At 69.5% G+C, this 20,374-nt stretch carries 24 protein-coding genes; 16 read left to right on the top strand and 8 right to left on the bottom strand.

Annotated features, from left to right (window positions below):
- Nucleotides 1–30 precede the first annotated feature (30 nt).
- Nucleotides 31–1,299: an RNA polymerase sigma factor RpoD gene (rpoD, locus tag KUG41_RS12815; protein ID WP_216904577.1), complete on the top strand. Its 1,269-nt coding sequence runs from the start codon at nt 31–33 to the stop codon at nt 1,297–1,299.
- 10 nt (nt 1,300–1,309) lie between these two features.
- Entirely contained in the window at nt 1,310–2,401 is a 1,092-nt protein-coding gene (locus KUG41_RS12820; RefSeq protein ID WP_216904578.1) for a glycosyltransferase family 2 protein, read from the top strand.
- Between the two features lie 18 nt (nt 2,402–2,419).
- On the opposite strand, the gene KUG41_RS12825 is transcribed toward KUG41_RS12820, so the two are convergent.
- Nucleotides 2,420–3,673, bottom strand: coding sequence for a hypothetical protein (locus KUG41_RS12825; RefSeq protein ID WP_216904579.1), 1,254 nt, complete (start codon nt 3,671–3,673; stop codon nt 2,420–2,422).
- 168 nt (nt 3,674–3,841) lie between these two features.
- Between KUG41_RS12825 and KUG41_RS12830 the strand changes: the two genes are divergently transcribed.
- From KUG41_RS12830 to KUG41_RS12850, 5 genes are all read left to right on the top strand, one after another.
- Complete coding sequence (locus KUG41_RS12830) at nt 3,842–5,635, top strand: glycosyltransferase family 39 protein (RefSeq protein WP_216904580.1); 1,794 nt, start codon at nt 3,842–3,844, stop codon at nt 5,633–5,635.
- The gene (locus KUG41_RS12835; protein WP_216904581.1) at nt 5,635–6,297 is read left to right on the top strand and encodes a phosphatase PAP2 family protein; all 663 of its coding nucleotides are present in this window, start codon (nt 5,635–5,637) and stop codon (nt 6,295–6,297) included. The genes KUG41_RS12830 and KUG41_RS12835 overlap by 1 nt, the downstream gene beginning before the upstream one ends.
- Nucleotides 6,294–6,716, top strand: a complete 423-nt coding sequence (locus KUG41_RS12840; protein WP_216904582.1) for a DUF1824 family protein — start codon at nt 6,294–6,296, stop codon at nt 6,714–6,716. Before KUG41_RS12835 ends, KUG41_RS12840 begins: the two co-directional genes overlap by 4 nt.
- Nucleotides 6,717–6,824: 108 nt before the next feature.
- On the top strand, nt 6,825–7,778 hold the full coding sequence (gene hemC, locus KUG41_RS12845) for a hydroxymethylbilane synthase (RefSeq protein WP_216904583.1): 954 nt from the start codon (nt 6,825–6,827) through the stop codon (nt 7,776–7,778).
- The gene (locus KUG41_RS12850) at nt 7,753–9,801 is read left to right on the top strand and encodes a chloride channel protein (RefSeq protein ID WP_254217242.1); all 2,049 of its coding nucleotides are present in this window, start codon (nt 7,753–7,755) and stop codon (nt 9,799–9,801) included. The genes hemC and KUG41_RS12850 overlap by 26 nt, the downstream gene beginning before the upstream one ends.
- Here KUG41_RS12850 and KUG41_RS12855 read toward each other — a convergent pair.
- The 4 genes from KUG41_RS12855 to KUG41_RS12870 all read right to left on the bottom strand — a co-directional run bounded on the left by KUG41_RS12855 (nt 9,747) and on the right by KUG41_RS12870 (nt 12,849).
- On the bottom strand, nt 9,747–9,917 hold the full coding sequence (locus KUG41_RS12855; RefSeq protein ID WP_216904584.1) for a hypothetical protein: 171 nt from the start codon (nt 9,915–9,917) through the stop codon (nt 9,747–9,749). The genes KUG41_RS12850 and KUG41_RS12855 overlap by 55 nt on opposite strands.
- Nucleotides 9,918–10,060: 143 nt before the next feature.
- Nucleotides 10,061–10,651: a L,D-transpeptidase gene (locus KUG41_RS12860; RefSeq protein ID WP_216904585.1), complete on the bottom strand. Its 591-nt coding sequence runs from the start codon at nt 10,649–10,651 to the stop codon at nt 10,061–10,063.
- 45 nt (nt 10,652–10,696) lie between these two features.
- Nucleotides 10,697–11,284 carry an inorganic diphosphatase gene (locus tag KUG41_RS12865; RefSeq protein ID WP_216904586.1) on the bottom strand — a complete coding sequence of 196 codons (588 nt, stop codon included), beginning with the start codon at nt 11,282–11,284 and terminating at the stop codon, nt 10,697–10,699.
- 50 nt (nt 11,285–11,334) lie between these two features.
- Nucleotides 11,335–12,849: a carboxypeptidase M32 gene (locus KUG41_RS12870; RefSeq protein WP_216904587.1), complete on the bottom strand. Its 1,515-nt coding sequence runs from the start codon at nt 12,847–12,849 to the stop codon at nt 11,335–11,337.
- Between the two features lie 124 nt (nt 12,850–12,973).
- Between KUG41_RS12870 and KUG41_RS12875 the strand changes: the two genes are divergently transcribed.
- From KUG41_RS12875 to KUG41_RS12885, 3 genes are read left to right on the top strand one after another with little or no spacing between them, the layout of a single operon-like run.
- Nucleotides 12,974–13,225: a type II toxin-antitoxin system Phd/YefM family antitoxin gene (locus KUG41_RS12875; RefSeq protein ID WP_216904588.1), complete on the top strand. Its 252-nt coding sequence runs from the start codon at nt 12,974–12,976 to the stop codon at nt 13,223–13,225.
- Entirely contained in the window at nt 13,222–13,617 is a 396-nt protein-coding gene (locus KUG41_RS12880) for a type II toxin-antitoxin system VapC family toxin (RefSeq protein ID WP_216904589.1), read from the top strand. Before KUG41_RS12875 ends, KUG41_RS12880 begins: the two co-directional genes overlap by 4 nt.
- 57 nt (nt 13,618–13,674) lie before the next feature.
- The gene (locus tag KUG41_RS12885) at nt 13,675–14,370 is read left to right on the top strand and encodes a hypothetical protein (RefSeq protein WP_216904590.1); all 696 of its coding nucleotides are present in this window, start codon (nt 13,675–13,677) and stop codon (nt 14,368–14,370) included.
- 7 nt (nt 14,371–14,377) lie between these two features.
- On the opposite strand, the gene KUG41_RS12890 is transcribed toward KUG41_RS12885, so the two are convergent.
- Nucleotides 14,378–14,791 (bottom strand): OsmC family protein, encoded by a 414-nt coding sequence (locus KUG41_RS12890; RefSeq protein WP_216904591.1) that lies wholly within the window; start codon nt 14,789–14,791, stop codon nt 14,378–14,380.
- Nucleotides 14,792–14,868: 77 nt separating this feature from the next.
- Between KUG41_RS12890 and KUG41_RS12895 the strand changes: the two genes are divergently transcribed.
- Nucleotides 14,869–15,318, top strand: a complete 450-nt coding sequence (locus tag KUG41_RS12895; RefSeq protein ID WP_216904592.1) for a DUF2721 domain-containing protein — start codon at nt 14,869–14,871, stop codon at nt 15,316–15,318.
- Here KUG41_RS12895 and KUG41_RS12900 read toward each other — a convergent pair.
- A complete protein-coding gene (locus KUG41_RS12900; protein WP_216904593.1) occupies nt 15,305–16,906 on the bottom strand; it encodes an NAD(P)/FAD-dependent oxidoreductase in 1,602 nt (533 codons plus the stop codon). The two genes, KUG41_RS12895 and KUG41_RS12900, sit on opposite strands and share 14 nt — an antisense overlap.
- Before the next feature lie 160 nt (nt 16,907–17,066).
- On the opposite strand from KUG41_RS12900, the gene KUG41_RS12905 reads away from it, so the two are divergent.
- From KUG41_RS12905 to KUG41_RS12925, 5 genes are read left to right on the top strand one after another with little or no spacing between them, the layout of a single operon-like run.
- Complete coding sequence (locus tag KUG41_RS12905) at nt 17,067–18,128, top strand: fatty acid desaturase (protein WP_216904594.1); 1,062 nt, start codon at nt 17,067–17,069, stop codon at nt 18,126–18,128.
- Nucleotides 18,129–18,136: 8 nt separating this feature from the next.
- On the top strand, nt 18,137–18,589 hold the full coding sequence (locus KUG41_RS12910; RefSeq protein ID WP_216904595.1) for a secondary thiamine-phosphate synthase enzyme YjbQ: 453 nt from the start codon (nt 18,137–18,139) through the stop codon (nt 18,587–18,589).
- Between the two features lie 16 nt (nt 18,590–18,605).
- Nucleotides 18,606–18,878, top strand: coding sequence for a cupin domain-containing protein (locus tag KUG41_RS12915; RefSeq protein ID WP_216904596.1), 273 nt, complete (start codon nt 18,606–18,608; stop codon nt 18,876–18,878).
- 45 nt (nt 18,879–18,923) lie between these two features.
- Nucleotides 18,924–19,211 carry a 4a-hydroxytetrahydrobiopterin dehydratase gene (locus tag KUG41_RS12920; protein ID WP_216904597.1) on the top strand — a complete coding sequence of 96 codons (288 nt, stop codon included), beginning with the start codon at nt 18,924–18,926 and terminating at the stop codon, nt 19,209–19,211.
- A 49-nt stretch (nt 19,212–19,260) separates the two neighbouring features.
- Nucleotides 19,261–19,893, top strand: coding sequence for a Uma2 family endonuclease (locus KUG41_RS12925; protein WP_216904598.1), 633 nt, complete (start codon nt 19,261–19,263; stop codon nt 19,891–19,893).
- Nucleotides 19,894–19,895: 2 nt separating this feature from the next.
- Here KUG41_RS12925 and KUG41_RS12930 read toward each other — a convergent pair whose 3' ends face one another.
- Nucleotides 19,896–20,366 carry an NUDIX hydrolase gene (locus KUG41_RS12930; protein WP_216904599.1) on the bottom strand — a complete coding sequence of 157 codons (471 nt, stop codon included), beginning with the start codon at nt 20,364–20,366 and terminating at the stop codon, nt 19,896–19,898.
- Nucleotides 20,367–20,374 lie beyond the last annotated feature (8 nt).

The following is a 20,374-nucleotide window of genomic DNA, read 5'->3' on the forward strand; positions in this document are numbered from 1 at the left end:
CCCGTTTCCTTCTCCTTTCGCGTCGTTTCCATGAGCCCAGTCGCCGCCAAGGCCAAAGCCGCCGCTCCCGAAATCCTGGCCACCGTCTCCACCGGCGGCGACGTGGTGCCCATCGAGCCGACGGCCGCCGCTGCCCCTGCGACGACCCGGAAGCGTGCCCCCCGCTCCAAGGCCGCCAAGATCCCGGCCAAGGCCACCGCCAAGTCGGCCGTGAAGGCCACGGCGGCCCCATCTCCCGCTGCCCAGCTTGACGCCGAGGACGACCTGGCCGGGGCCGATGAGAGCGCGGCAGCGCGCAAGGACGCCAAGAGCGCCAAGGCGCTCGCCAGCATCAAGGTGGGTCCGAAGGGGGTGTACACCGAGGATTCGATCCGGGTCTACCTCCAGGAGATCGGTCGCATCCGGCTGCTGCGACCCGATGAGGAGATCGAACTGGCCCGCAAGATCGCCGATCTGCTGGAACTGGAGGAGAAAGCGGCTGAGTTCGAGGCTGACAAGGGCCATTTCCCCGACACCAAGGAATGGGCGGCCATCTTCGACATGCCGCTGATCAAGTTCCGCCGCCGGCTGATGCTCGGCCGGCGGGCCAAGGAAAAGATGGTGCAGTCCAACCTGCGCCTGGTGGTCTCGATCGCCAAGAAATACATGAATCGGGGCCTGTCGTTCCAGGATCTGATCCAGGAAGGCAGCCTGGGCCTGATTCGCGCCGCCGAGAAGTTCGACCACGAAAAGGGGTACAAGTTCTCCACCTACGCCACCTGGTGGATCCGGCAGGCGATCACCCGCGCCATTGCCGACCAGAGCCGCACGATCCGGCTGCCGGTTCACCTCTACGAAACCATCTCCCGGATCAAGAAAACCACCAAGACCCTCTCCCAGGAATTCGGCCGTAAGCCCACGGAGGAGGAGATCGCCGAGAGCATGGAGATGACCATCGAGAAGCTGCGCTTCATCGCCAAGTCCGCCCAGCTGCCGATTTCCCTGGAAACCCCCATCGGCAAGGAGGAAGACTCCCGCCTGGGTGATTTCATCGAAGCCGACATCGAGAATCCTGAGCAGGATGTGGCCAAGAATCTCCTGCGTGAAGACCTGGAAGGCGTTCTGGCCACGCTCAGCCCCCGGGAAAGGGATGTGCTTCGCCTCCGTTACGGCCTCGACGATGGTCGGATGAAAACCCTCGAGGAAATCGGCCAGATTTTCGATGTGACCCGTGAACGCATCCGTCAGATCGAGGCCAAGGCCCTGCGCAAACTTCGGCATCCCAATCGCAATGGCGTCCTGAAGGAATACATCAAGTAGCCCCCTTCAAGTGTTGCGCCTGACGGTGGTATTGCCCACTTATAATGAGTGCGCCAATGTGGAGCCCATTGTTGCGGAACTGCTGCCTCTCCAGCAGAACTTCGACCTGGAACTTCTCTTTGTCGACGATGATTCCAGCGACGGAACATCAGAGAAAGTCCGTCTTCTCGCCCATCAGCATGGCTGTGTCCGGTTGATTCGGCGCGTCGGTCGCTTCGGCCTGTCCAGTGCCATCAAGGAGGGCATTCTCGATGCCACCGGGGATGTGGTGGTGGTCATGGACAGCGACGGGCAGCATGAGCCCGCTGCCGTGGCCCGGACGGTCGCCACCCTGCTGGAGAGCGGCGCCGACCTGGTGATCGGCAGCCGCTTTCACCCCAGTGCCAGCATCCAGGGACTCAGTGAGCGGCGGGAGCGCAATTCCACCTGGGCGAACGCGGTGGCCCGTTTCAGCCTGCCCCGCTATCGCCATCTGAGCGACTACATGAGTGGCTTCTTCGCCCTGCGCCCGGAGCGCTGTCTCCCCTATGTGCGCCAGGTGGATGTGAACGGGTTCAAGTTTCTCTATGAACTGCTGGCCCTCAGCCATGGTCACCTGGCGGTGGTCGAGGTGCCGCTCAGTTTTCAGCCCCGCAGCACCGGAGAATCCAAGCTCAACCTGGCGGTGGTCTGGGATCTCGGCGTCTCGATCCTGCATACCCTGCTGCTGCGGATGGTGCCCCGGCGAGCGGTCAGTTTCGCCCTGGTCGGCGCCACGGGGATCGGGATCCACCTGACGGTGTTCGGCCTGGCCCAGGAGCTGCTGGGTTTCAGTTTTGAGCAGGCCCAGGTGCTGGCGGTGGTGAGCGCGGGATGTTCCAACTACCTGATCAATAACGTGCTGACCTTCCGCTCCCAGCAGCTCAGCGGGATCGCCCTGCTGTTCGGCCTGATCCGCTTTCTGCTCGTCACCTCCCTGGGCATGGCGGCGAATGTGGGCGTCTCCTCCGCGTTCTACCGCCAGGTCACCCCCCAGCCGTTGCTGGCCCTGCTGGCCGGTATCGCCGTCGATTTCGTCTGGAAGTATGCGGCGTCCTCACGCTTCGTCTGGAACACCCCCTAGGAGCGGGATCCGAGGTGGCTAGAGGTGGTGCGACAGACTCACCATGGTGGGGAGATTCAGCCCTTGCCACAGCAGGGTGATCAGTCCCGCGGCGAGGATCACCGTACGCCCTGCCGGCCGCAGCATCGACTGGAGTTCCAGCACACCAGCCAGGGTGAGGCCGATGAAGACGGGATAGAACTTCGCCAGATAACGGATATGGACGAAGGCGAACAGCCAGCCGGGCACCAGGGTGCAGACCATGGCCAAGGCGAGGAGCAGGACGGGGAAACGAAGCACACCCAGATGCCTGAAGTGATAGAGCGTGAAGCCGGCGGGGATCAGCATCAGCTTCAGAGAAAACACGATGTTCCTGATGCTCTCGATGGCCGACAGGGCCAGAAAATCGATGTAGGCCCGGGGATGGCCTGAGACCACATCCAAGACGCTGGCCGCCCCTGGGAACACCTGTTTCATGATCGACGATGCCGTCATCCAGGGATCGAACGGATAGGCCTGGTACTGGTGGGCCAGGAACAGCGTGGAATAGTGCACCGCGAAGGCATCGAAACTGCGGTTGCCTGCGATCACCCCCCATCCATAGACGGCAAATCCAGGGGCCAGGAAGAGCAGAATCCACAGCCCCACCAGGCAGGGAATGCGCCAGGAATTCTTGATGGTTCCCTGCTCCCGCCACCACCAGAGCAGGGCCAGGAAGGGGGCCGCGAGCAGGAATTCCACCTTGCAGAGGGCAAAACCTCCCAGGAGCAGCGAGCTGAGCAGCAGCGGCCATCGGCAAGTGGCGGCCACCACGAAGAGCGTGAACAGGCTGCCGGCCAGGATCTCGCTGGAGGGTTGAACCAGGGCGAAACCGGATGTGGCCACCAGAAGCAGTCCCGCGATCCTCACGGCGACAGGCTTCACGAAGGTTTTCAGCAGCAGGTCGGTGGAGAGCAGATACCCGAGCATCGCCAGGGTTCGGATGTGCCAGTTGAGGGAAGCGGGGCTGGTGGGAATGATCAGCTTGTACAGACCCACCAGCAGGCTCGAGCTGATGCCTCCGGAGTTCTGGAGTTGCGGATACTGGAAGATCCAGTGACCGGATTCTCTATAGATCCGCAGATCCACGGTGCTGATGAAGGATTGATCCATCGGCCACGCGGGCGGCGATCCGCTGTCGTTGAGGATCAGCAGGAAGGAGGCCGCGATCAGGACCGCCAGCACCAGGAAATAGAGAATCGACCAGCGTTTCCGCGCCTGAATGCCCCCATCGCTCAGCCCGTCACCAGCCATGCCGACCCCCCGTATGCCTTGCCCGTTGCGCGCATCCTGGCTGCGCCATGGGCCTGCTGACCACATCTGATTGGCGACGGCAGCCCCTGCCACCGGCGTCCCAGGGGCCTGCCGGGATGGGGGGGCCCGGGCCTTAACTTCTCCTTGACTTTCTTGACCGGGTTCTGAATGGTGGTCGCTCCTCCAGGGGCATGGGCGGCAGGCCGCCGCAGCCGGGCCCACGGGCGTCTGATCTGGGTGCTGAGCGGGCTCTGGTTGCTCCTGATCTGCTGGCTGGCCTTCTTCCAGGGTCTGGGCAGCCTCGGTCTGATGGACAAGACCGAGGCCCTGTTCGTGGAGGTGGGCCACCAGATGCTGGAGCGGGGTGACTGGGTCACCCCCTGGTGGAACGGCGAGCGCTTCTTCGATTACCCCGTCTGGGGGTACTGGATGGTGGGGCTGAGTTTCCGTCTGTTCGGCGTTTCCGAATGGGCTGCCCGACTGCCGGTGGCCCTGGCGGCCAGTGCGGTGGTTGTGGCGGCCTTTGGGCTGATGCTGGCCTGGTCTCCGGCGGGGGAGGCGGGCCGGCCCCGGATCCTGCGGGCTGCCCTGGCGGCGGGGGTGCTGGCGACGACCCCGGGCTGGGTCGGCTGGGGCCGCACCTCCACCACCGACATGTTCCTCTCCAGCGCCATCACCCTGGCGCTGTTCGGCTTCCTGCTCGCCCATCGCCATCCCCACCATCGGTGGCTGGCGCCCCTGGGCCGGGCGGCCCTGGCCATGTTCGCCGGGATCGCCGTTCTCGCCAAGGGACCGGTGGGGCTGCTGCTGCCCGGCCTGGTGGTGGTGCTGTTCCTGCTGCTCACGGCCGGCTGGCGGGCCTGGCTGCGCTGGCGGCCGCTGCTGGCGATGGCGGCCCTGTTCCTGGGTGTGACCATGCCCTGGTACGGGGCGGCGGCGGCGGTCAACGGCGCCGATTTCCTGGGCGGCTTCCTCGGTTTCAGCAACCTGCAGCGGTTCACCACGGTCCTCTACGACCACCCCGGGCCCCCCTGGTTCTATCTGCCCTGGGTGGTGGTTCTCCTGCTGCCCTGGTCCCTGTTCCTGCCCGCTGCCATGGCGGAGCAACGGTTCTGGAGGCTCCGGAGCTGGCGCGCTGAGGCAGGGCCTGGGGGAGGGCTGGGTCTGTTTCTGGTGCTCTGGCTGGGGCTGATGGTGGCCTTCTTCTCCGCCGCCGCCACCAAGCTGCCGGGATACATCCTGCCGGCCCTGCCGGCGGGAAGCCTGCTGGTGGCTCTGTTCTGGCGCCCCCTGCCGGCCGTCGCCGATGGCCGGCCCGCGGGCCGGGGCCCCACCGGCGCCAGGATCGCCGCCGGCGTGGAGGTGGTGTTGCTGGCCGCCATGGCGGTGGCGGCCGCCCTCGCTCCGGGCTGGGTGGCCCGTGATCCGGCCTATCCGGCCTTCGCAGCGGCCCTGCAGGACTCGGGCCTGCCGCTCGTGCTCTGCCTCTGCCTGGGGCTGAGCGCCCTGGCCCTGCTGGTGATGGTGTTGGGGCCGGTGTGGGCGGCCTGGCTCTGGGTTCCCAGCCTGGCCGGGTTTCTGGCCGTCCTGGCCCTGGTGATCGCCCCCCTCGCTCCGCTGCTCGACCGCGAACGCCAGCTGCCTCTGCGTGAGCTGGCCCGGGTGGCCCAGGCCGAGGGCCGGCCAGCCGAGCCCCTGTTCATCGTCGGCACCAAGCGCTACAGCATCCTTTTCTACGGAGAGCCCGAGGCGTTCTTCATCTCCGACCGGCGCCGCATCGCCCGGCTGGCGCTCCGCCAGCAGGCCGGTTCCGACGGCACACCGGCCAGCCCGACCGTGCGTCTGCTGGGGGATCGCCGGGACCTCGAGGAGCTGGACCTGCCGGAGGCCGGCGTCGAACGGCTGGCCCAGCGGGGGGAACTGGCCCTCTGGCGGGTGCAGGCTCGCTTGCTTCAACCGTGATGCGCTTCGTTCCGCTGCCGAGGGACAAGGTTCTGATTCCCCTCTGTCTGGCCCTCCTGGTGGGTCTCAGCCTTGCGGTGGGCCCGGACCGTCCGCTGCAGCCGCTGGACACCAGGGTCCTTGCCTGGCTCGGTGATCAGCTCCGCGGTCCGGTGGGCGATGGCCTGGCTCAGGTGTACCGGCTGAGTGGCGTCGGCTTCACGGCCGTCCTAGTGGTGATGGCCCTGATCCATGTGGTGCGGCGCCGCTGGTGGCGGGATCTGCGCCTGCTGGTGATGGCCAGCGGCGGCATCCTGATCCTGGTGGATCTGGTCTTCAAACCCCTGTTTAGCCGCAGTCGCCCCCCCGGCAAGCTCCTGCCGGTGGATGGACACAGCTTTCCCAGTGGCCATGCGGCCGGGGCGGTGGCCTTCTATTTCGCCATGGTGGTGATCCTGGCGTCCCACCATCCCCGCTTGCGGCGCCCCCTGGCGCTCGGCGCCTGCCTCTGGGTGGGGCTGGTCTGGCTGAGCACCCTCTACGTCCGTGCCCACTGGCCCACGGACCTGCTGGCGGGGGGAGCTGTCGGTCTGGCCTGGCTGAGCGTGTGCCTGGGCTTCTGGCGTGAGCCCCCGCCGTCCGACCTCCAGAGTGGGTCCACCCCTGCGCCCCCCTCCCCTTGACCGCCCCCCATCCCTTCACCGGTCTGGCCGGCCTGCGCGGGCTCCGCACCGCCCCGGCGCTGGAGGACGAGCAGCGACGCCAGCTGCGCCAGGAGCTCCTGCCCCTGCTGGCGGCCTGCGGCTGGTGCACGGTGGGCATCATGGCCCCGTCCTCTGCGGCGGCGCTGGACGCCCTGCGGGCGTACGAGTCAGCCCTGGGCTGGCCGGCCCTGGGGCCGGCGGAGGAGGCAGAAGGGGCCGGGAGCACGGCCGACGACGCTGTGGGGCCCGTGTTCCTGAAGGGCAACCAGCGCAACGGCCTCTTCCGCCTGCGCCGGGAGGACGGCCTGGGCGAGGGGGTGCTGATCACCGGGCATGAGGCGACCGATCCTGCCGCCGAGGACACCTGGGGCCCCCTGCCCCTGGACCTGTTCGCCTGATCCCATCAGCTGATCACGTTCCCGCCGCCGCCAGGGGAGCGCCGGACGGCCAGTCCCTAGGCTGGGCGGCTGTTGCCTGGCAGCCGTCGCTGCCGCCCGAAGCGCCCGATGACCAGCTCCACCCTGCGCATCGCCTCCCGCCGCAGCCAGCTGGCCATGGTCCAGACCCACTGGGTGCGGGATGAACTGGCCGCTGCCCATCCCGGCCTGGCGATCTCGATCGAGGCCATGGCCACCCAGGGCGACAAGATCCTCGACGTGGCCCTGGCCAAGATCGGCGACAAGGGTCTGTTCACCAAGGAACTGGAGGCCCAGATGCTGGTGGACCGGGCTGACATCGCCGTGCACAGCCTCAAGGATCTGCCCACTAACCTGCCCGAGGGACTGGTGCTGGGCTGCATCACCGAGCGGGAGGACCCCGCCGATGCCGTGGTGGTGCACCAGAAGCACCGGGAGAAGAGCCTGGCCACCCTGCCGGAGGGCAGCGTGGTGGGCACCAGCTCCCTGCGGCGTCTGGCCCAGCTGCGCCACCACTACCCCCACCTGGTGTTCAAGGATGTGCGGGGCAACGTGATCACCCGGCTCGAGAAGCTCGACGCCGGCGTCTACGACTGCCTGATCCTGGCGGCGGCGGGCCTCAGCCGGCTGGGGCTGGGGGACCGCATCCACGAGCTGATCGATCCCTCGATCTCCCTCCACGCCGTGGGACAGGGGGCCCTGGGGATCGAGTGCCGCGAGGGCGACACCGCCGTGCTGGCCACCATCGGCGTGCTGGAGCATCAGCCCACCGCCCGCCGCTGCCTGGCGGAACGGGCCTTCCTGCGCAGCCTGGAAGGCGGCTGCCAGGTGCCCATCGGCGTCAACACCCGCTTCGAGGGCGATGAGCTCGTGCTGACCGGCATGGTGGCGAGCATCGATGGCCAGCGGCTGCTGCGCGACAGCCAGCGCGGGCCGGCAAGTGATCCGGAGGCGATCGGTGTGGCCCTGGCGGGCATCCTGCGCTCCCAGGGCGCCGGGGAGATCCTGGAGGAGATCTTTGCCAGCGTCCGCCCCGAGCGCTGAGGCCGGCGGCAGGGCGGTCCCCGGGGAGCCTTCCGGTGCACCCGATGCCGATCTGAGGGGCCTGCCCTTCCAGTGGAATCTGCTGGCCTGGGCGGCCCTGGTGGGCACCATGACCGGACTGGCGGTGGTGGCCTTCCATGAGCTCTACGGGTTCATCAACAATTTCCTGTTCGGCCCGTTCGTGGAGGGCCTGCTGGTCATCGGCCGCTCCACCCCTGCGGCCTCCGCTCCGCTGCCGATCGACCTGCCGCCCCTGGCGGCCGACGGCGGCACCCCCCTGAAGGCCCTGCTGCAGCTCGGTCTCGATGGCATCGGCCTGATGGCGGCGGCCCCGGCGGCGCCCGAACCCCCGCCGATCAGCCTGCCCGCCACCCCCGACTGGCTGGCCCTCTGGCCGGTGGTGGTGGTGCCCACCCTCGGTGGCCTGGCGGTGGGCCTGCTGCGCCACCTGGCCGGCAGCATCGGCCCGGGCCTCTCCAGCCTGATGGCCATCGCCGACGGCAGCCAGGGGGGCGAGCCGCGGCTGCCCCTGCTGCGCCTGGTGGCCGCCTCCCTCAGCCTGGGCAGCGGCGCGTCCCTGGGACCGGAGGGCCCGAGTGTGGAAGGGGGCGGCAACATCGGCCTCTGGGTGGCCCTGCGGGGCCGCCTCTCCCCCCAGGCCCAGAAGGCCCTGGTGGCCGCGGGCGTGGCGGCGGGTCTGGCCGCGGGCTTCAAGGCCCCGATCGCCGGGGTGTTCTTCGCCTTCGAGGGCAGCTACAGCACCATCCCGGGGCGACCCAGCCTGCGGGCGGTGCTGGTGGCGGCGGTGGCCTCCACCCTGGTCACCCAGCTCTGCCTCGGCGACACGCCCATCCTGCGGCTGCCCGCCTACGAGGTGCGCTCACCCCTGGAACTGCCCCTGTATCTGGGCCTGGGGCTGGTGGCCAGCCTGATGTCCTGGCTGCTGATCCGTCTGCTGGCGGCCGGTCGGCAGGAGCGCGTCCAGAGCTGGATCGGGCGCCTGCCGCCGGGACTGCCCACGGCCCTGGGCGGGGCGGCCCTGGGGGGCATGGCCCTGGTGTTTCCCCAGGTGCTGGGGGTGGGCTACGACACGATCGAGGCCCTGCTGGGCCGTGACGGGGGCATCCCCCTGCTCACCCTGGTGGCGCTGATCGGCGTGAAGCTGGTTGCCACCACCGTGAGCAATGCCACCGGATTCGTGGGCGGTGGCTTTGCCCCGTCCCTGTTCCTGGGGGCCGTGCTCGGCAACTGCTACGGCCAGGTGCTGGGCAGCGGCGGCCTGAATCTGCCGGTGGCCGAACCGCCCGCCTACGCCATGGTGGGCATGGCGGCGGTGCTGGCGGGCAGCGCCCGGGCCCCGCTCACGGCGCTGCTGCTGCTGTTCGAGCTCACCCGAGACATCCGCATCGTGCTGCCGCTGATGGCGGCCGCCGGGCTGAGCGCCGCCCTGGTGGAGCGCTGGCAGGGCATCCATGACCCCGGCCTGATGGGACCCGATCCGGTCGAGGAACGCCGCCGGAGCCAGCTGGCGGCCATCGCCGTGGAGGAGGCCTTCGAGCCGGAGGCGCCGCTGGTGCTGCCGGCGGCCATGGGGGCCCCGATGGCCCTGGCCCGGCTGATCGACAGCCACGGCCACTGCCTGCTGGTGGAGGAGGCCGGGACCACCCTGGGGCTGGTCACCCTGGCCGACCTGCAGCGGGCCCTCTCATCGGAGCTGAACCGCGGCGAGCCCCGGATCCTGAGGGATTGTCTGCGGACCGAACTGGTCTGGCTGCCGAGCGGAGCCCATCTCGACCGGCTGGAGGATCAGCTGGGCCCGAACGGTCTGCGCCAGGTGCCCGTCTTCGCGGTGCCGGAGGGCACTGGCGGCCATCTGCCCCATGGTCTGCCGACGGGGGGCCTTTCCGTCGGTCTGCTGCGGGGCCTGGCCAGCCGCGACGGCATGGCCAGGGCCCTGGCCCGGAGGCTTCAGGCCGCTTCGGAGCGGCCCTCCATCAGGGCCTCGGCCACAGGATCGACCTGAGAGAGGAGGCCGAGGATCCGCTGGAGATCCAGTTCGGACAGCTCACCGTCGTTGCCCCACTTCAGCGACGTGCTGTTCAGCTGATCGGTGGTGGGTTGGGTGCCGGAGTCGACCATGGGTGTTGGTTCGCGGAACAGGGTGCCGCAAGAAGGCTGATGCGTGAGATTAGGTGTTCTAACCCATACCTCAAAGCCTTCCTGGTCGATCTCCAGAATCTCTTCGGTCTGCTGCCCCGTTGCCCGGAAACGCTTCCGGTGGCTCAGGGTTTGACCACCACCGGCGTGCCCACCTCCACCTGATCGAACAAGGCCCGCACATGGGGTGTGAGCATCCGGACACAGCCGTTGGTCACGGCAGAGCGGGAGGTGACGGTCCAGGCCCAGGCGCTGGGGGTGCCGTGGATGCCGTACTGATTGAGGCCGCTCTGCTTGAAGCCGATCCAGCGGTCGCCGAGGGGCCCGTTGGGCCCTTTGGTGGGGTTGATCCTGCCGCTCTTGGTGCTCTGGTACTGGGGATTGACCACCTTCACCTCCACCTGGAAGCGTCCCTTGGGGGTGGGGGTGGCGGCGTCGCCGATGGCCACGGGCCAGCTGCCCAGCACCCTGCCGTTGTCGCGCAGGCTGATGGTGCGCTTGCCCAGCTCGAGCACGATCTCCCGGGTGATCACTGCGGCGGCCGGGGTGGGAGCGGCGGCCTCCGGCGCTGGCTGAGCCGCCGGCTGCAGCACGGGACGGGGATCAGGCTGGGGCGCAGGCTGGAGATCAGGCTGGTTGGCGGCCAGGGCGCCGGTTCCGGCGGTCGCCCCCCAGGCGGCGGCCAGAAGCAGAAACAGGGCCGGGGGGCGCGACATGGGAGGCGGATCAACAGCAGAGATGCCGCACCGCCGGGGTGGACGTCAGCCGACCAGACGGGGCGCAATCACTGAAACATAGCGATCTTCGCACTCCTTGATGATGCGAACCGCCTCGCCGACGTCGTGGAATCCGTTGACCTTGCAGGTGCCGGGTTTCTTGAGATCCTTGTAGTGCTCCCAGTAGTACTGGGTCTCGGTGAGCCAGTGGTCGCCGAGTTGGGTGTAGCTGGCGATGTGATCCATGCGCTTGTCGTCGGCCAGCACGGCGATCACCTTGTCGTCCACCTCACCGCCGTCGTCGAAGCACATGATGCCGATGATGCGGGCCTCCACCAGGCTGCCCGGCACCAGGGGTTCGGTGACGCCGACGATCTCGATGTCGAGGGGATCGCCGTCCTCGTCCCAGGTGCGGGGGATGCAGCCGTAGGCGAAGGGATAGGCGAGGGAGGAATAGCCGACCCGGTCCAGCTTCAGGTGGCCGGTCTCGGTGATCAGCTCGTATTTGTTGATCGTGCTGGAGTTGAGCTCCACGATGGCGTTCAGCCGCAGTTCGGCCTCATCGGCGAAGGCCGGCAGCACATGCAGCAGATTCAACATGGTGCGGCTGGGGGCGTGGTCGATGTTCGCCATGGGGGCCTGATTTTCTGCGGCGGCATCTTACGCAGCCAGGCCCGGCCGGCTCAGCGGGCGGCGGCCAGGCCGCTGAGCTTGGTGCGCAGATAGGCCAGGAAGGGCTCGGCGCCCAGGGGCCGCCCCGTCACCCGCTCCACCAGCTCTTCGGCGTTCACCATCCGGCCCAGGGGCCAGACCTGCTCCGCCAGCCAGGCCTGCAGGGCAGCCTCCTGGCCTGCCCCCACCAGCGTCTCGATCGGACCGATCTGCGCCTCCAGGGCCTCGGCGATCTGGGCGCTGATCAGATGGCCCAGGGCATAGGAGGGGAAGTAGCCGAACAGCCCCTCCGCCCAGTGGATGTCCTGCAGGCAGCCCTCGGCGTCGGTGCGGGGCTGGAGGCCAAGCAGTTCGCCCATGCGCCGGTTCCAGCGCTCCGGCAGCTCCTCCACCGGCATCTCCTGCTCCAGCAGGGCCAGCTCCAGCTCGAAGCGCAGCACGATGTGGAGGGTGTAGCTGAGCTCGTCGGCCTCCACCCGGATCAGGCCGGGCCGCAGCGGGTTGAGGGCGCGCCAGAAGCCGGCGGCACCGCGCCAGGGGTCGGCGCCGAGCCCCCGGCAGAAGCGGGGCTGCCAGCGTTCGGCGAAGGCCCGGCCGCGGGCCACCCGGCATTCCCAGAACAGGCTCTGGCTTTCGTGCACCCCCATCGAGGTGGCCTCCCCCAGGGGCCAGGGGAAGTAATGGTCGTCGCTGCGGGGCAGGCCCTGCTCGTAGAGGGAGTGGCCCCATTCGTGGGCGGTGGCCAGGAAGGCCGAGAACGGCTGACCGGCCACCACCCGGGTGGTGATGCGGAAGTCGTCGGGGCCGACGGTGCAGGAGAAGGGATGGGGCGAGCGGGAACGCTGGCAGCGGCGGCTGTCGTAGCCCCAGCTGTCGAGCAGCTCGCTGCAGAGGCGCTCCTGCAGGGCCTCCGGCAGATCGACGCCGGCCGGGCCGGTGCTGGCGACCTGCTCCAGCAGCGGCGGGATGCCGGCCTCGAGGGGGGCGAACAGCTGGGCCAGCCGCGCCTTGCTGATGTCGGGCTCGAAGGGCTGGGCGAGGATCTCCCAGGGGCTGCGGGCCACCGGCTCGGCTGCCGCCAGCTGGCCGGCCTGCTCACGGCGCAGGCGGATCAGCTCCCGCAGCGCCGGTGCGAAGGCGCCGAAATCCTTGGCCGCCCGGGCCTGCTGCCAGATGGCATTGCCCTTCGACTGGGCCCGGGCGATGGCGCCCACCAGGGCCGGATCGAGGCAGCGCTGGCGGTTCAGCTCCAGCTGCAGCAGCTCCAGGTTGCGGCGCTGCTGGGGCGGGGATGCGGGCTGGAGATCGGCTTCGGCGGCGGCCACCAGGTCGGCGTAGGCGTCGCTGCTCTGGCGTTCGTGCAGCTGGCCGGCCAGCAGGGCCAGCTGCTCGCCGCGCCAGGCGGCGCCGGCGGCGGGCATCACCGTGTTCTGGTCGTAATAGAGGGTGCTGCTGATCGAGCCCAGCAGGCGGGTCGTGTGCAGGTGCCGGTGGAGCGCTTCGAGGGCCGGGGCCGCGGAACCCATGGGAACGGTGGAGCCAATGGGGCCAGCATGGCGCCCGTGGAAAGCCGGGGGGCGAGCGCAGGCATGGACTCAGATCTGGACTAGGCTCGCTCCATCGCTGGGGCTGCTGGGTCAGGCATCGATCATGCGCACCGTGAACGTTCATCAGGCCAAGACCCAGTTCTCTCGGCTGATCGACGCCGCCCATGCGGGCGAAACCATCCTTGTGGCCAAGGACGGCAAGCCCTGGGCGCGGTTGGTGCCGCTGGAACCCGAGCGGCCCCGTCGCCAGCCAGGAGTGCTGCGAGGGCAGTTGCAGCTTCCCAGCACCGAGGAGTTGCTCGCCCCGCTGCCTGCCGAGGAGCTCGAAGCTCTGGACGCTCCTCTGCCGTCTTGACGAGCCCGTCCCTGCTCCTGGATACCCACGCCCTGCTCTGGTGGCTGGTGGAACCCGAAAGGCTCTCTTCACCCGCCCAGAAGGCCATCGGCAATCCAGCGGCGGCCGTTTTCGTGAGCGCCGCCTCCGGCTGGGAAATCGCCACCAAAGCTCGCCTGGGCAAACTCCCCGGCGCCGAAGGGCTTTTGGAGGATTTACCGTCCCTCCTGCAACAGCAGGGGTTTCAGCCGCTGGCCGTGCTGTTGCATCACGGCGTTCGCGCCGGCTCTTACCAACAGACCCATCGTGATCCGTTCGACCGACTGCTGGCCGCCCAGGCCGAGCTGGAGGGCCTGCAACTGGTGAGCATCGACCCTGCGCTGGCCTCCTTTCCCTGCCGCCTGCTCTGGTGATGGCTGGATCCCCGGCCGATCGCTTCTGGCAGGCACCACCCCGCCGCCACCGGCGCCATGGTGGAGATCTCCTCTCCCGCCCCCGGATCGATGCATCCCCCCTCACCGGAGCAGGCCCTGGTGCTCGCGGCCATCGAACGGTTCATGGCCGACCCCGATCTGGCCCTGGAGGGGCAGGGCGAGGAGTCGGGCGCTGACGCCGACGCCGCCGAATCCGGCGATGTGCTCGGCGCGATCCTGCGCGCCCTCACCATGGTGCTGCCGATCGAGGAGATCGAGCTGGCGGTGACCGGGCTGCTCGCGACCCACTGCGATCGCCTCGACGACGACACCCAGCTGGTGCTGGAGGCCCTGCTCACCGCCATCGAGCGGGACGACGACGAGATGGCCCTCGACAGCCTGCTGGCCAGCGAGGCCAGCCTGCTGGAGGCCAATGCCCTCGACGGCAACTACCTGCTGGTGTGGGATCCGGCCGACGCCTCCCCGCTGCGGGAGATGGAGATCCTCGATGTGCTGGAGCGTTACCCCTGCCGCGGCGAGGCGGCCCGCTGGAACTGCGACGACTTCGTGGCCCTGCTGGAGGGCAAGATCCTGCAGTGGCGCAAGACCATGGTGGCGCTGGAGATCCTCCAGGAGCAGCCCGGCACCCGCCCCACCGCCAGCACCATGGTGCTGCTGGTGCCCGAGGACCCCGAAGCTCCGCTGGAGCAGCTCGAGGTGGGTGTCACCCTCAGCCCGGGGGCCGGCACCTGAACGGCGCTCAACCCTGCGGGCTCCAGTGCAGCTGCATCGGCACGTTGCCCTCCAGGCTCACCTTCACCGGGCAGGTCTCGCCGGCGCGCACCAGCAGCTGGTGCTGATCGGGCGCCAGCCCCGCCGGCAGCTCGATCCAGGCCTCCAGCAGGGCGATGCGGCGCAGGCCGCCGCTGGTCATGGTCTTCTCCACCCGCACTGTGGTTCCCTCCAGGGCGATGCCGTGGCGTTCGGCCACGATGCCCATCACCGTCAGCACGCAGGTGGCCAGGGCCGTTCCCACCAGATCGGTGGGGGAGAAGGACTCCCCCTTGCCCTGGTTGTCGAGCGGGGCGTCAGTGATCAGCGCCGCGCCGGAGGCGGCATGGGTGGCCGTGCAGCGCAGGGCGCCCTCGTAGCGGCAGGTGATGGTGGTGGGCATGGCAGGCGGGGCGTCGGACGCGGGCCCAGGCTGGCAGGGGCCATCGACCTAGGTTGGGCGCTCCCTGTGCCGGGGCCTTGACGCCGATCCTGCTCGTGGCCAGCCCGCCGGTGCAGTCCCTGGCCGAGACGATCCGGCTGGCGGTGACGCCGGTGTTCCTGCTGGCGGGCATCAGCGGGCTGCTGGGGGTGATCACCACCCGCCTCTCCCGCATCGTCGACCGGGCCCGGGTGATCAAGACCCGGGAGGCCGCCGCCAGCCTGCTGCAGGAGCGGGAGCTGGCGGGGGAACTGGCGACGCACCGGCGGCGCATGGCCCTGGCCTCCGGGGCCTTCACCTGTGCCGCCACCAGCTTCCTGCTGGTGGCGACGGTGGTGATGGTGCTGTTCCTCAGCACCCTGGCCGCGATCGATCTCACCCCCCTGGTGGCCTCGCTGTTCGTGCTGGCCATGGGCTCGCTGATGGCGGCGGTGACCCTGCTGCTGCGGGAGGTGCGGCTCGGCAACCAGGCCCTCAGGCGCTTCTGAGGCCGATCTCCTCCAGCAGATGCTTCTGCTGGCGGGCGCCCACGAAGCGATGGGCGGCCATGGCGCCGCTCACGGCCACCGGCGGCACGCCGATGCCGGGGAACACGCCGGCGCCGCAGAGCACCAGGCCCTCGATCGGGGTGGCGCCGCCCGGGAAGGGGCCCCTGTCGGCGGGCCAGGCCGGCCCGTAGCTGCCCCGGTGGGTGCGCAGGTAGTGGCGGTGGCTGAGGGGGGTGCCCTGCAGCTCGAGCACCAGCCGCTCGCGCCAGTCGGGCAGCACCCGCTCCAGGGCGTCGCCGAAGACGCTGCAGCGCTCCGCCTTCAGGGCCTCGTAGGCGGCGCTGCCCCGCTCCAGCCCCTGCCACAGCGCCCAGGGTTCATTGGCCGGGGTGTAGCCGTGCAGCACCTGATGGCCCTCCGGCGCGAGGGAGGAATCGAGCAGGGACGGCATCGACAGCACCACCATGTTGCGCTCCGCCCCGATCCCCCGCTGCCAGTCGCCCACCCAGACGTGGTGGATCGGCAGGTGTTCCAGATCCGCCCCGCGCAGGGCCAGGTGCCAGTGCAGGAAGCTGGCGCAGGCCGGGGTGGCCGCCTGACGCCGCCGCCAGCGGGCCGGCACGGCAGCGTCGGGCAGCAGGGCCAGCAGATCCCAGGGACTGGTGTTGGCGATCACCCCCCGCCGGGCCGTCAGGGCCTCGCCGCCGGCCAGGCGCACCCCGGCGGCCCGGCCCTGCTCCACAAGGATCTCCGCCACCGGCGCGCCGGTGCGCAGCCGACCGCCATGGCGCTCCAGACCGCGCACCAGGGCTTCGGCCACCGCGGCGCTGCCGCCGATGGGGTAGTCGAGGCAGGCGTCGGGCTCGAACCATTCGCCGAACAGGGTCGCCATGGCGGCGGCACTGGTCTGGTCCATGGCCAGGCCGGAGATCAGGAAGCAGAGCAGGTCGACCCAGTGGAGCAGGAAGGGATCGCGCAGGTGGCGGCGGGCGATCGGACCGAAGGCGCCGCCCAGGCCGGCCAGCCGGCCCGCCTGGCCGAGCAGGCGCAGGGCCTGGCCGCCGCCCAGGGTGGTGGCCATCCCCGCCCCGGGGCGCAGGGCCAGCAGGGGCAGGCAGCGGGCCGCCTCGCAGCTGGGCCGCAGCGCCTCCAGGAAGCGGCTCCATTCCAGGGCGGCGGCCGGTCCGCGCAGGTCGCGCACCAGGGCCAGGAAGGGCCCGGTGCCCACCTCCACCCGCAGGTTGCCCTCGGGGAGCAGCAGCCCCCAGTCGCGGTACTGGGCCACCGGCACGGTCTCACCCACGGCCCGCAGCACCTGGGCCAGGGGGTTGGTGCTCGGCCAGCGGCCCAGGCCGCTCCAGAGCGACGGACCGGATTCGAAGTGGTAGGGGCCGCGCCGGAAGCCGTGGGCGGCGCCACCGGGGGCCGTGTGGGCCTCGAGCACCAGCACCTGCAGCCCGTGGCGGGCGGCGATGGCTGCGGCGCAGAGGCCGCCGAGCCCGCTGCCCACGACGATCAGATCCGCGTCCACGCTTGCCTCCGCCGCAGCGATGCTATGCAGATTTGCTTCGGATTGCCGTCCGTTCATTGCTGCTGCGGATGGCTATGGTTCAAACCTCGTTGAAGGAAATGTGTTGTCGCAGGGCTTCTCTTCCGCCACCCTGCACGATTCCTGGCCGGCCGCAGTTCCAGCCCAGCCGTCCGGACTTCGTGGTCTCTCGCGCAACGATTTCGAGCTGACCTCCTTCATGGACAGCTCCAATCTGCGGGCGTCCTGGCAGATCGCCAACACGGTGATTCCCTATGGGGCGCTGTGGCTGGTGGTGGCCTGGAGCCGGTTGCATGCGCCGCTGCTGCTGGTGCCAGCCATGGCCCTGATGGTGCTGCTGCTGGCCCGCTGCTTCTCGCTGATGCACGACTGCGGCCACTATTCCCTGTTCCGCCAGCGGCGCCTGAACCGACTGTTCGGCTTCCTGCTCGGGGTGCTCAGCGCCATCCCCCAGTACCCCTGGTCGCGGGGCCACGCCTACCACCACCGCCACAATGGCGACTGGGAGAAGTACCAGGGACCTTCGGCCCTTGTCACCACCAGCGCCTTCGCCGCCCTCAGCCCGGGTGGCCAGAGGTTCTACCGCTGGCTGCGCCACCCGGCCATGCTGTTCCCTGGCGGCTTCTTCTACCTGGTGATCAAGCCCCGCCTGGCCCTGCTGCTGGGTGCGGCCGGGTTCTTCCCCCACCTGGTGCGCTGCCTGCGCAGCACCGACGAGCCCATGGGGCTGCGCCAGATCCTGGCCAGCTATCGCTCGAAGGGCTGGTATACACCCACGGAATTCTGGGATCTGCTCGGCAACAACATCGCCGTGATCAGCTCCTGGTGGCTGATGTCCCGCTGGCTCGGGGCCGGCGTGTTCTGGTCGATCTATGCCCCGGTGATGGCCTGCGCGGCGGCGATCTTCATCTGCATCTTCTTTGTGCAGCACAACTTTCCGGGCTCCTATGCCCACCGCACCGAGGGCTGGAGCGAGATGGCCGGGGTGCTGGAGGGCACCAGCGACCTGGATCTGCCGCCGCTGCTGAACTGGTTCTCCGCCGACATCGGCTGCCATGCCATCCACCACCTCTCGTCCCGGATTCCCAACTACCGGCTGCGGGCCGCCCAGGAGCGCAATGCTCACCTGCTCGGAGGCGTGCGCCGGCTGTCGTTGGCCGACATTCCCACCTGCTTCAGCTACATCCTCTGGGATCCCCTGGCCTGCCGGCTGACCACCATCGACGCCGGCGGGGTTGCGGCGGATCCGGCGGCGGCCTGAGTCCGGCGATGCTGCGCCAGAGCCTGCTGCAGCTGAGCGTGTCCACGGCGGGGGAGGGCTTCGACGACATCACCGAGGCGCTGAACCGGCAGATCGCCGCCAGCGGCCTGCAGCTCGGCACGGCCACCATCGCCTGCCTGCACACCAGCTGCAGCCTGACGGTGAACGAGAACGCCGACCCCCGGGTGCTGGTGGATCTGGCCGCCTATCTGCGGGCGCTCGTGCCCCAGGACGGTGTGCGCTCCCTGAGCGGGCTTGGAGAGCGGCGTGCCTGGGTGCACGATGAGGAAGGGCCGGACGACATGCCCGCCCACATCCGCACCGCCCTGACCTGCACCAGCCTCTCCCTGCCCTTCCAGTCCGGCCGGCTTCTGCTCGGCACCTGGCAGGCCGTCTATCTCTGGGAACACCGCACCCTTCCCCATCAGCGCCGGCTCAGCCTGCATCTGGTGGGGGAATGACCCCCGCTTCCCCGCCATGGCCATCTCCGTCACCTCCCCCTGTCCGGACGCCACCATCGAGCGGCTGGAGATCCACTCCTGGCCCATCTGGACCTGTGAGCCCAGCAGCTTCACCTGGACCTACGACGCCGAGGAGACCTGCCTGCTGCTGGAGGGGGAGGTGACGGTGACGCCGGAGGGGGGAGAGCCGGTGCGCTTCGGGGCCGGCGATCTGGTGGTGTTCCCCGAGGGGCTCCGCTGCCGCTGGCAGGTGCACGCGCCGGTGCGCAAGCACTACCGGTTCGCCTGACCGGTAGCCCCCGTCCGTCCCCACTGTTCTTCGCTCTGTTCCACCATGGCCGCCCAACCCCTCACCCCCGCCCAGATCGATTCCCTGCCCCGGGAGCTGCCGGAGTGGACCGTGCGCGAGGGCAAGCTGCACCGCGAGCTGCGCTTCGCCGACTTCTCCGCCGCCTTCGGCTTCATGGCCCGGGTGGCCCTGGCCGCTGAGGCGATGGGCCACCATCCGGAATGGTGCAACGTCTGGAACCGGGTGACGATCAACCTCACCACCCACGACACCGGTGGGCTGTCGGACCTGGATCTGGAGCTGGCCAAGCGGATCGATGGGCTGGTGAGCTGAGGCCGCCCCCACGGGATCGCGCTACCTCCGCAGGTGTGCCGCACGCCGCATGACCCCGGCACCTCCCCACCGTCCAGCCGCTCCGACGCTGGAGCCGTTGGCCTTGCCCTGGGATCTGCGCCTCAGCCCGGAGCAGTTTGAGCGGGTGTGTCAGGCGAACCCTGAGGCTGTGCTCGAACTCGCCGCCGATGGTCAGTTGATCGCCACGACGCCCACCGGCAGCGAAACCGGCGCCCGCAATCAGGCGCTGGGTGCGCTGATCTGGCTGGCCGTCCGCCGCACGGGTCTTGCCCTGGAGGTGTTTGACAGCTCCACCGGTTTTCGCCTGCCCGATGGCTCTGTGCTGAGCCCCGACGTCTCCGTGGTGCGCCAGGAGCGCTGGACAGCCCTCACGGCCGAGCAACGCCGGGGTTTCGTCCCCCTCTGCCCCGATGTGGTGGTGGACCTGGCCAGCCCGTCGGAGGAAGGCCCCCGCGGGCTGACGGCCCTGCGACAGAAGATGAAGCGCTACCGCGCCAATGGCGCCCAACTCGGCTGGCTGTTGATTCCCGAGGAGCTGGCCGTGGAGATCTGGACCGCCGCCGAGGCCGCACCGCAACGCCTCGCCCCGGCCCAGGTCCTGGATGCCGCACAGCTGTTCCCCGGTTTGCAGATCGAGCTGGCCGAGGTGTGGGCGGGCTGAACTCAACCCCTCTCGATCAGATACGTCCGCACATGGCTGACCAGGGGCCGGCCCAGCGCCGCTCCCGTAGTCAGCCAGTGGCTTGCCACCAGCTCGAGGCCGTCTAGGCGGATCGCGGGCTCCCGCGCCGCCTGCAGCGTGAAGATCGTCACGCTGTTCTTCCCCCGCGCTGAGGTTTCGGTGATCTGCCAGGGATCCAGCAGCTCCTCTGCCGACACCCGTAGCCCCAGCTCTTCGGCCAGCTCCCGCACCGCCGCCTGCCGCGCCGTTTCCCCTCGCTCCAGTCCCCCTCCCGGCAGCCCCAGGCCGTGGCGGTAGCTGGTCTGCACCAGCAGCAGCCGCCCCCGGTGCCAGATCGCCACCAGGGCGCCGTGGTTGTGGGGCCGGGACAGCAGTAGATAGATGCCATACAGACTCGCCGCCAGCCAGTAGAGGCGTAGCCAGGCCACCAGCCGCTTCAGCCGTTTCCCCATCAGCCAGG

Source organism: Synechococcus sp. CCY 9618, assembly GCF_019038415.1.
Taxonomy (GTDB): Bacteria; Cyanobacteriota; Cyanobacteriia; order PCC-6307; family Cyanobiaceae; genus Cyanobium.

What these genes read in the sequence shown, in the direction of transcription:
- rpoD (WP_216904577.1), top strand. Translation starts at nt 31, where the DNA reads ATGAGCCCAGTCGCCGCCAAGGCCAAAGCCGCCGCTCCCGAAATCCTG.
- KUG41_RS12825 (WP_216904579.1), bottom strand. Translation starts at nt 3,673, where the DNA reads ATGGCTGGTGACGGGCTGAGCGATGGGGGCATTCAGGCGCGGAAACGC.
- KUG41_RS12830 (WP_216904580.1), top strand. Translation starts at nt 3,842, where the DNA reads ATGGTGGTCGCTCCTCCAGGGGCATGGGCGGCAGGCCGCCGCAGCCGG.
- KUG41_RS12835 (WP_216904581.1), top strand. Translation starts at nt 5,635, where the DNA reads ATGCGCTTCGTTCCGCTGCCGAGGGACAAGGTTCTGATTCCCCTCTGT.
- hemC (WP_216904583.1), top strand. Translation starts at nt 6,825, where the DNA reads ATGACCAGCTCCACCCTGCGCATCGCCTCCCGCCGCAGCCAGCTGGCC.
- KUG41_RS12855 (WP_216904584.1), bottom strand. Translation starts at nt 9,917, where the DNA reads ATGGTCGACTCCGGCACCCAACCCACCACCGATCAGCTGAACAGCACG.
- KUG41_RS12860 (WP_216904585.1), bottom strand. Translation starts at nt 10,651, where the DNA reads ATGTCGCGCCCCCCGGCCCTGTTTCTGCTTCTGGCCGCCGCCTGGGGG.
- KUG41_RS12865 (WP_216904586.1), bottom strand. Translation starts at nt 11,284, where the DNA reads ATGGCGAACATCGACCACGCCCCCAGCCGCACCATGTTGAATCTGCTG.
- KUG41_RS12870 (WP_216904587.1), bottom strand. Translation starts at nt 12,849, where the DNA reads ATGGGTTCCGCGGCCCCGGCCCTCGAAGCGCTCCACCGGCACCTGCAC.
- KUG41_RS12875 (WP_216904588.1), top strand. Translation starts at nt 12,974, where the DNA reads ATGCGCACCGTGAACGTTCATCAGGCCAAGACCCAGTTCTCTCGGCTG.
- KUG41_RS12885 (WP_216904590.1), top strand. Translation starts at nt 13,675, where the DNA reads ATGGTGGAGATCTCCTCTCCCGCCCCCGGATCGATGCATCCCCCCTCA.
- KUG41_RS12890 (WP_216904591.1), bottom strand. Translation starts at nt 14,791, where the DNA reads ATGCCCACCACCATCACCTGCCGCTACGAGGGCGCCCTGCGCTGCACG.
- KUG41_RS12900 (WP_216904593.1), bottom strand. Translation starts at nt 16,906, where the DNA reads ATGAACGGACGGCAATCCGAAGCAAATCTGCATAGCATCGCTGCGGCG.
- KUG41_RS12905 (WP_216904594.1), top strand. Translation starts at nt 17,067, where the DNA reads ATGGACAGCTCCAATCTGCGGGCGTCCTGGCAGATCGCCAACACGGTG.
- KUG41_RS12910 (WP_216904595.1), top strand. Translation starts at nt 18,137, where the DNA reads ATGCTGCGCCAGAGCCTGCTGCAGCTGAGCGTGTCCACGGCGGGGGAG.
- KUG41_RS12915 (WP_216904596.1), top strand. Translation starts at nt 18,606, where the DNA reads ATGGCCATCTCCGTCACCTCCCCCTGTCCGGACGCCACCATCGAGCGG.
- KUG41_RS12920 (WP_216904597.1), top strand. Translation starts at nt 18,924, where the DNA reads ATGGCCGCCCAACCCCTCACCCCCGCCCAGATCGATTCCCTGCCCCGG.
- KUG41_RS12925 (WP_216904598.1), top strand. Translation starts at nt 19,261, where the DNA reads ATGACCCCGGCACCTCCCCACCGTCCAGCCGCTCCGACGCTGGAGCCG.
- KUG41_RS12930 (WP_216904599.1), bottom strand. Translation starts at nt 20,366, where the DNA reads ATGGGGAAACGGCTGAAGCGGCTGGTGGCCTGGCTACGCCTCTACTGG.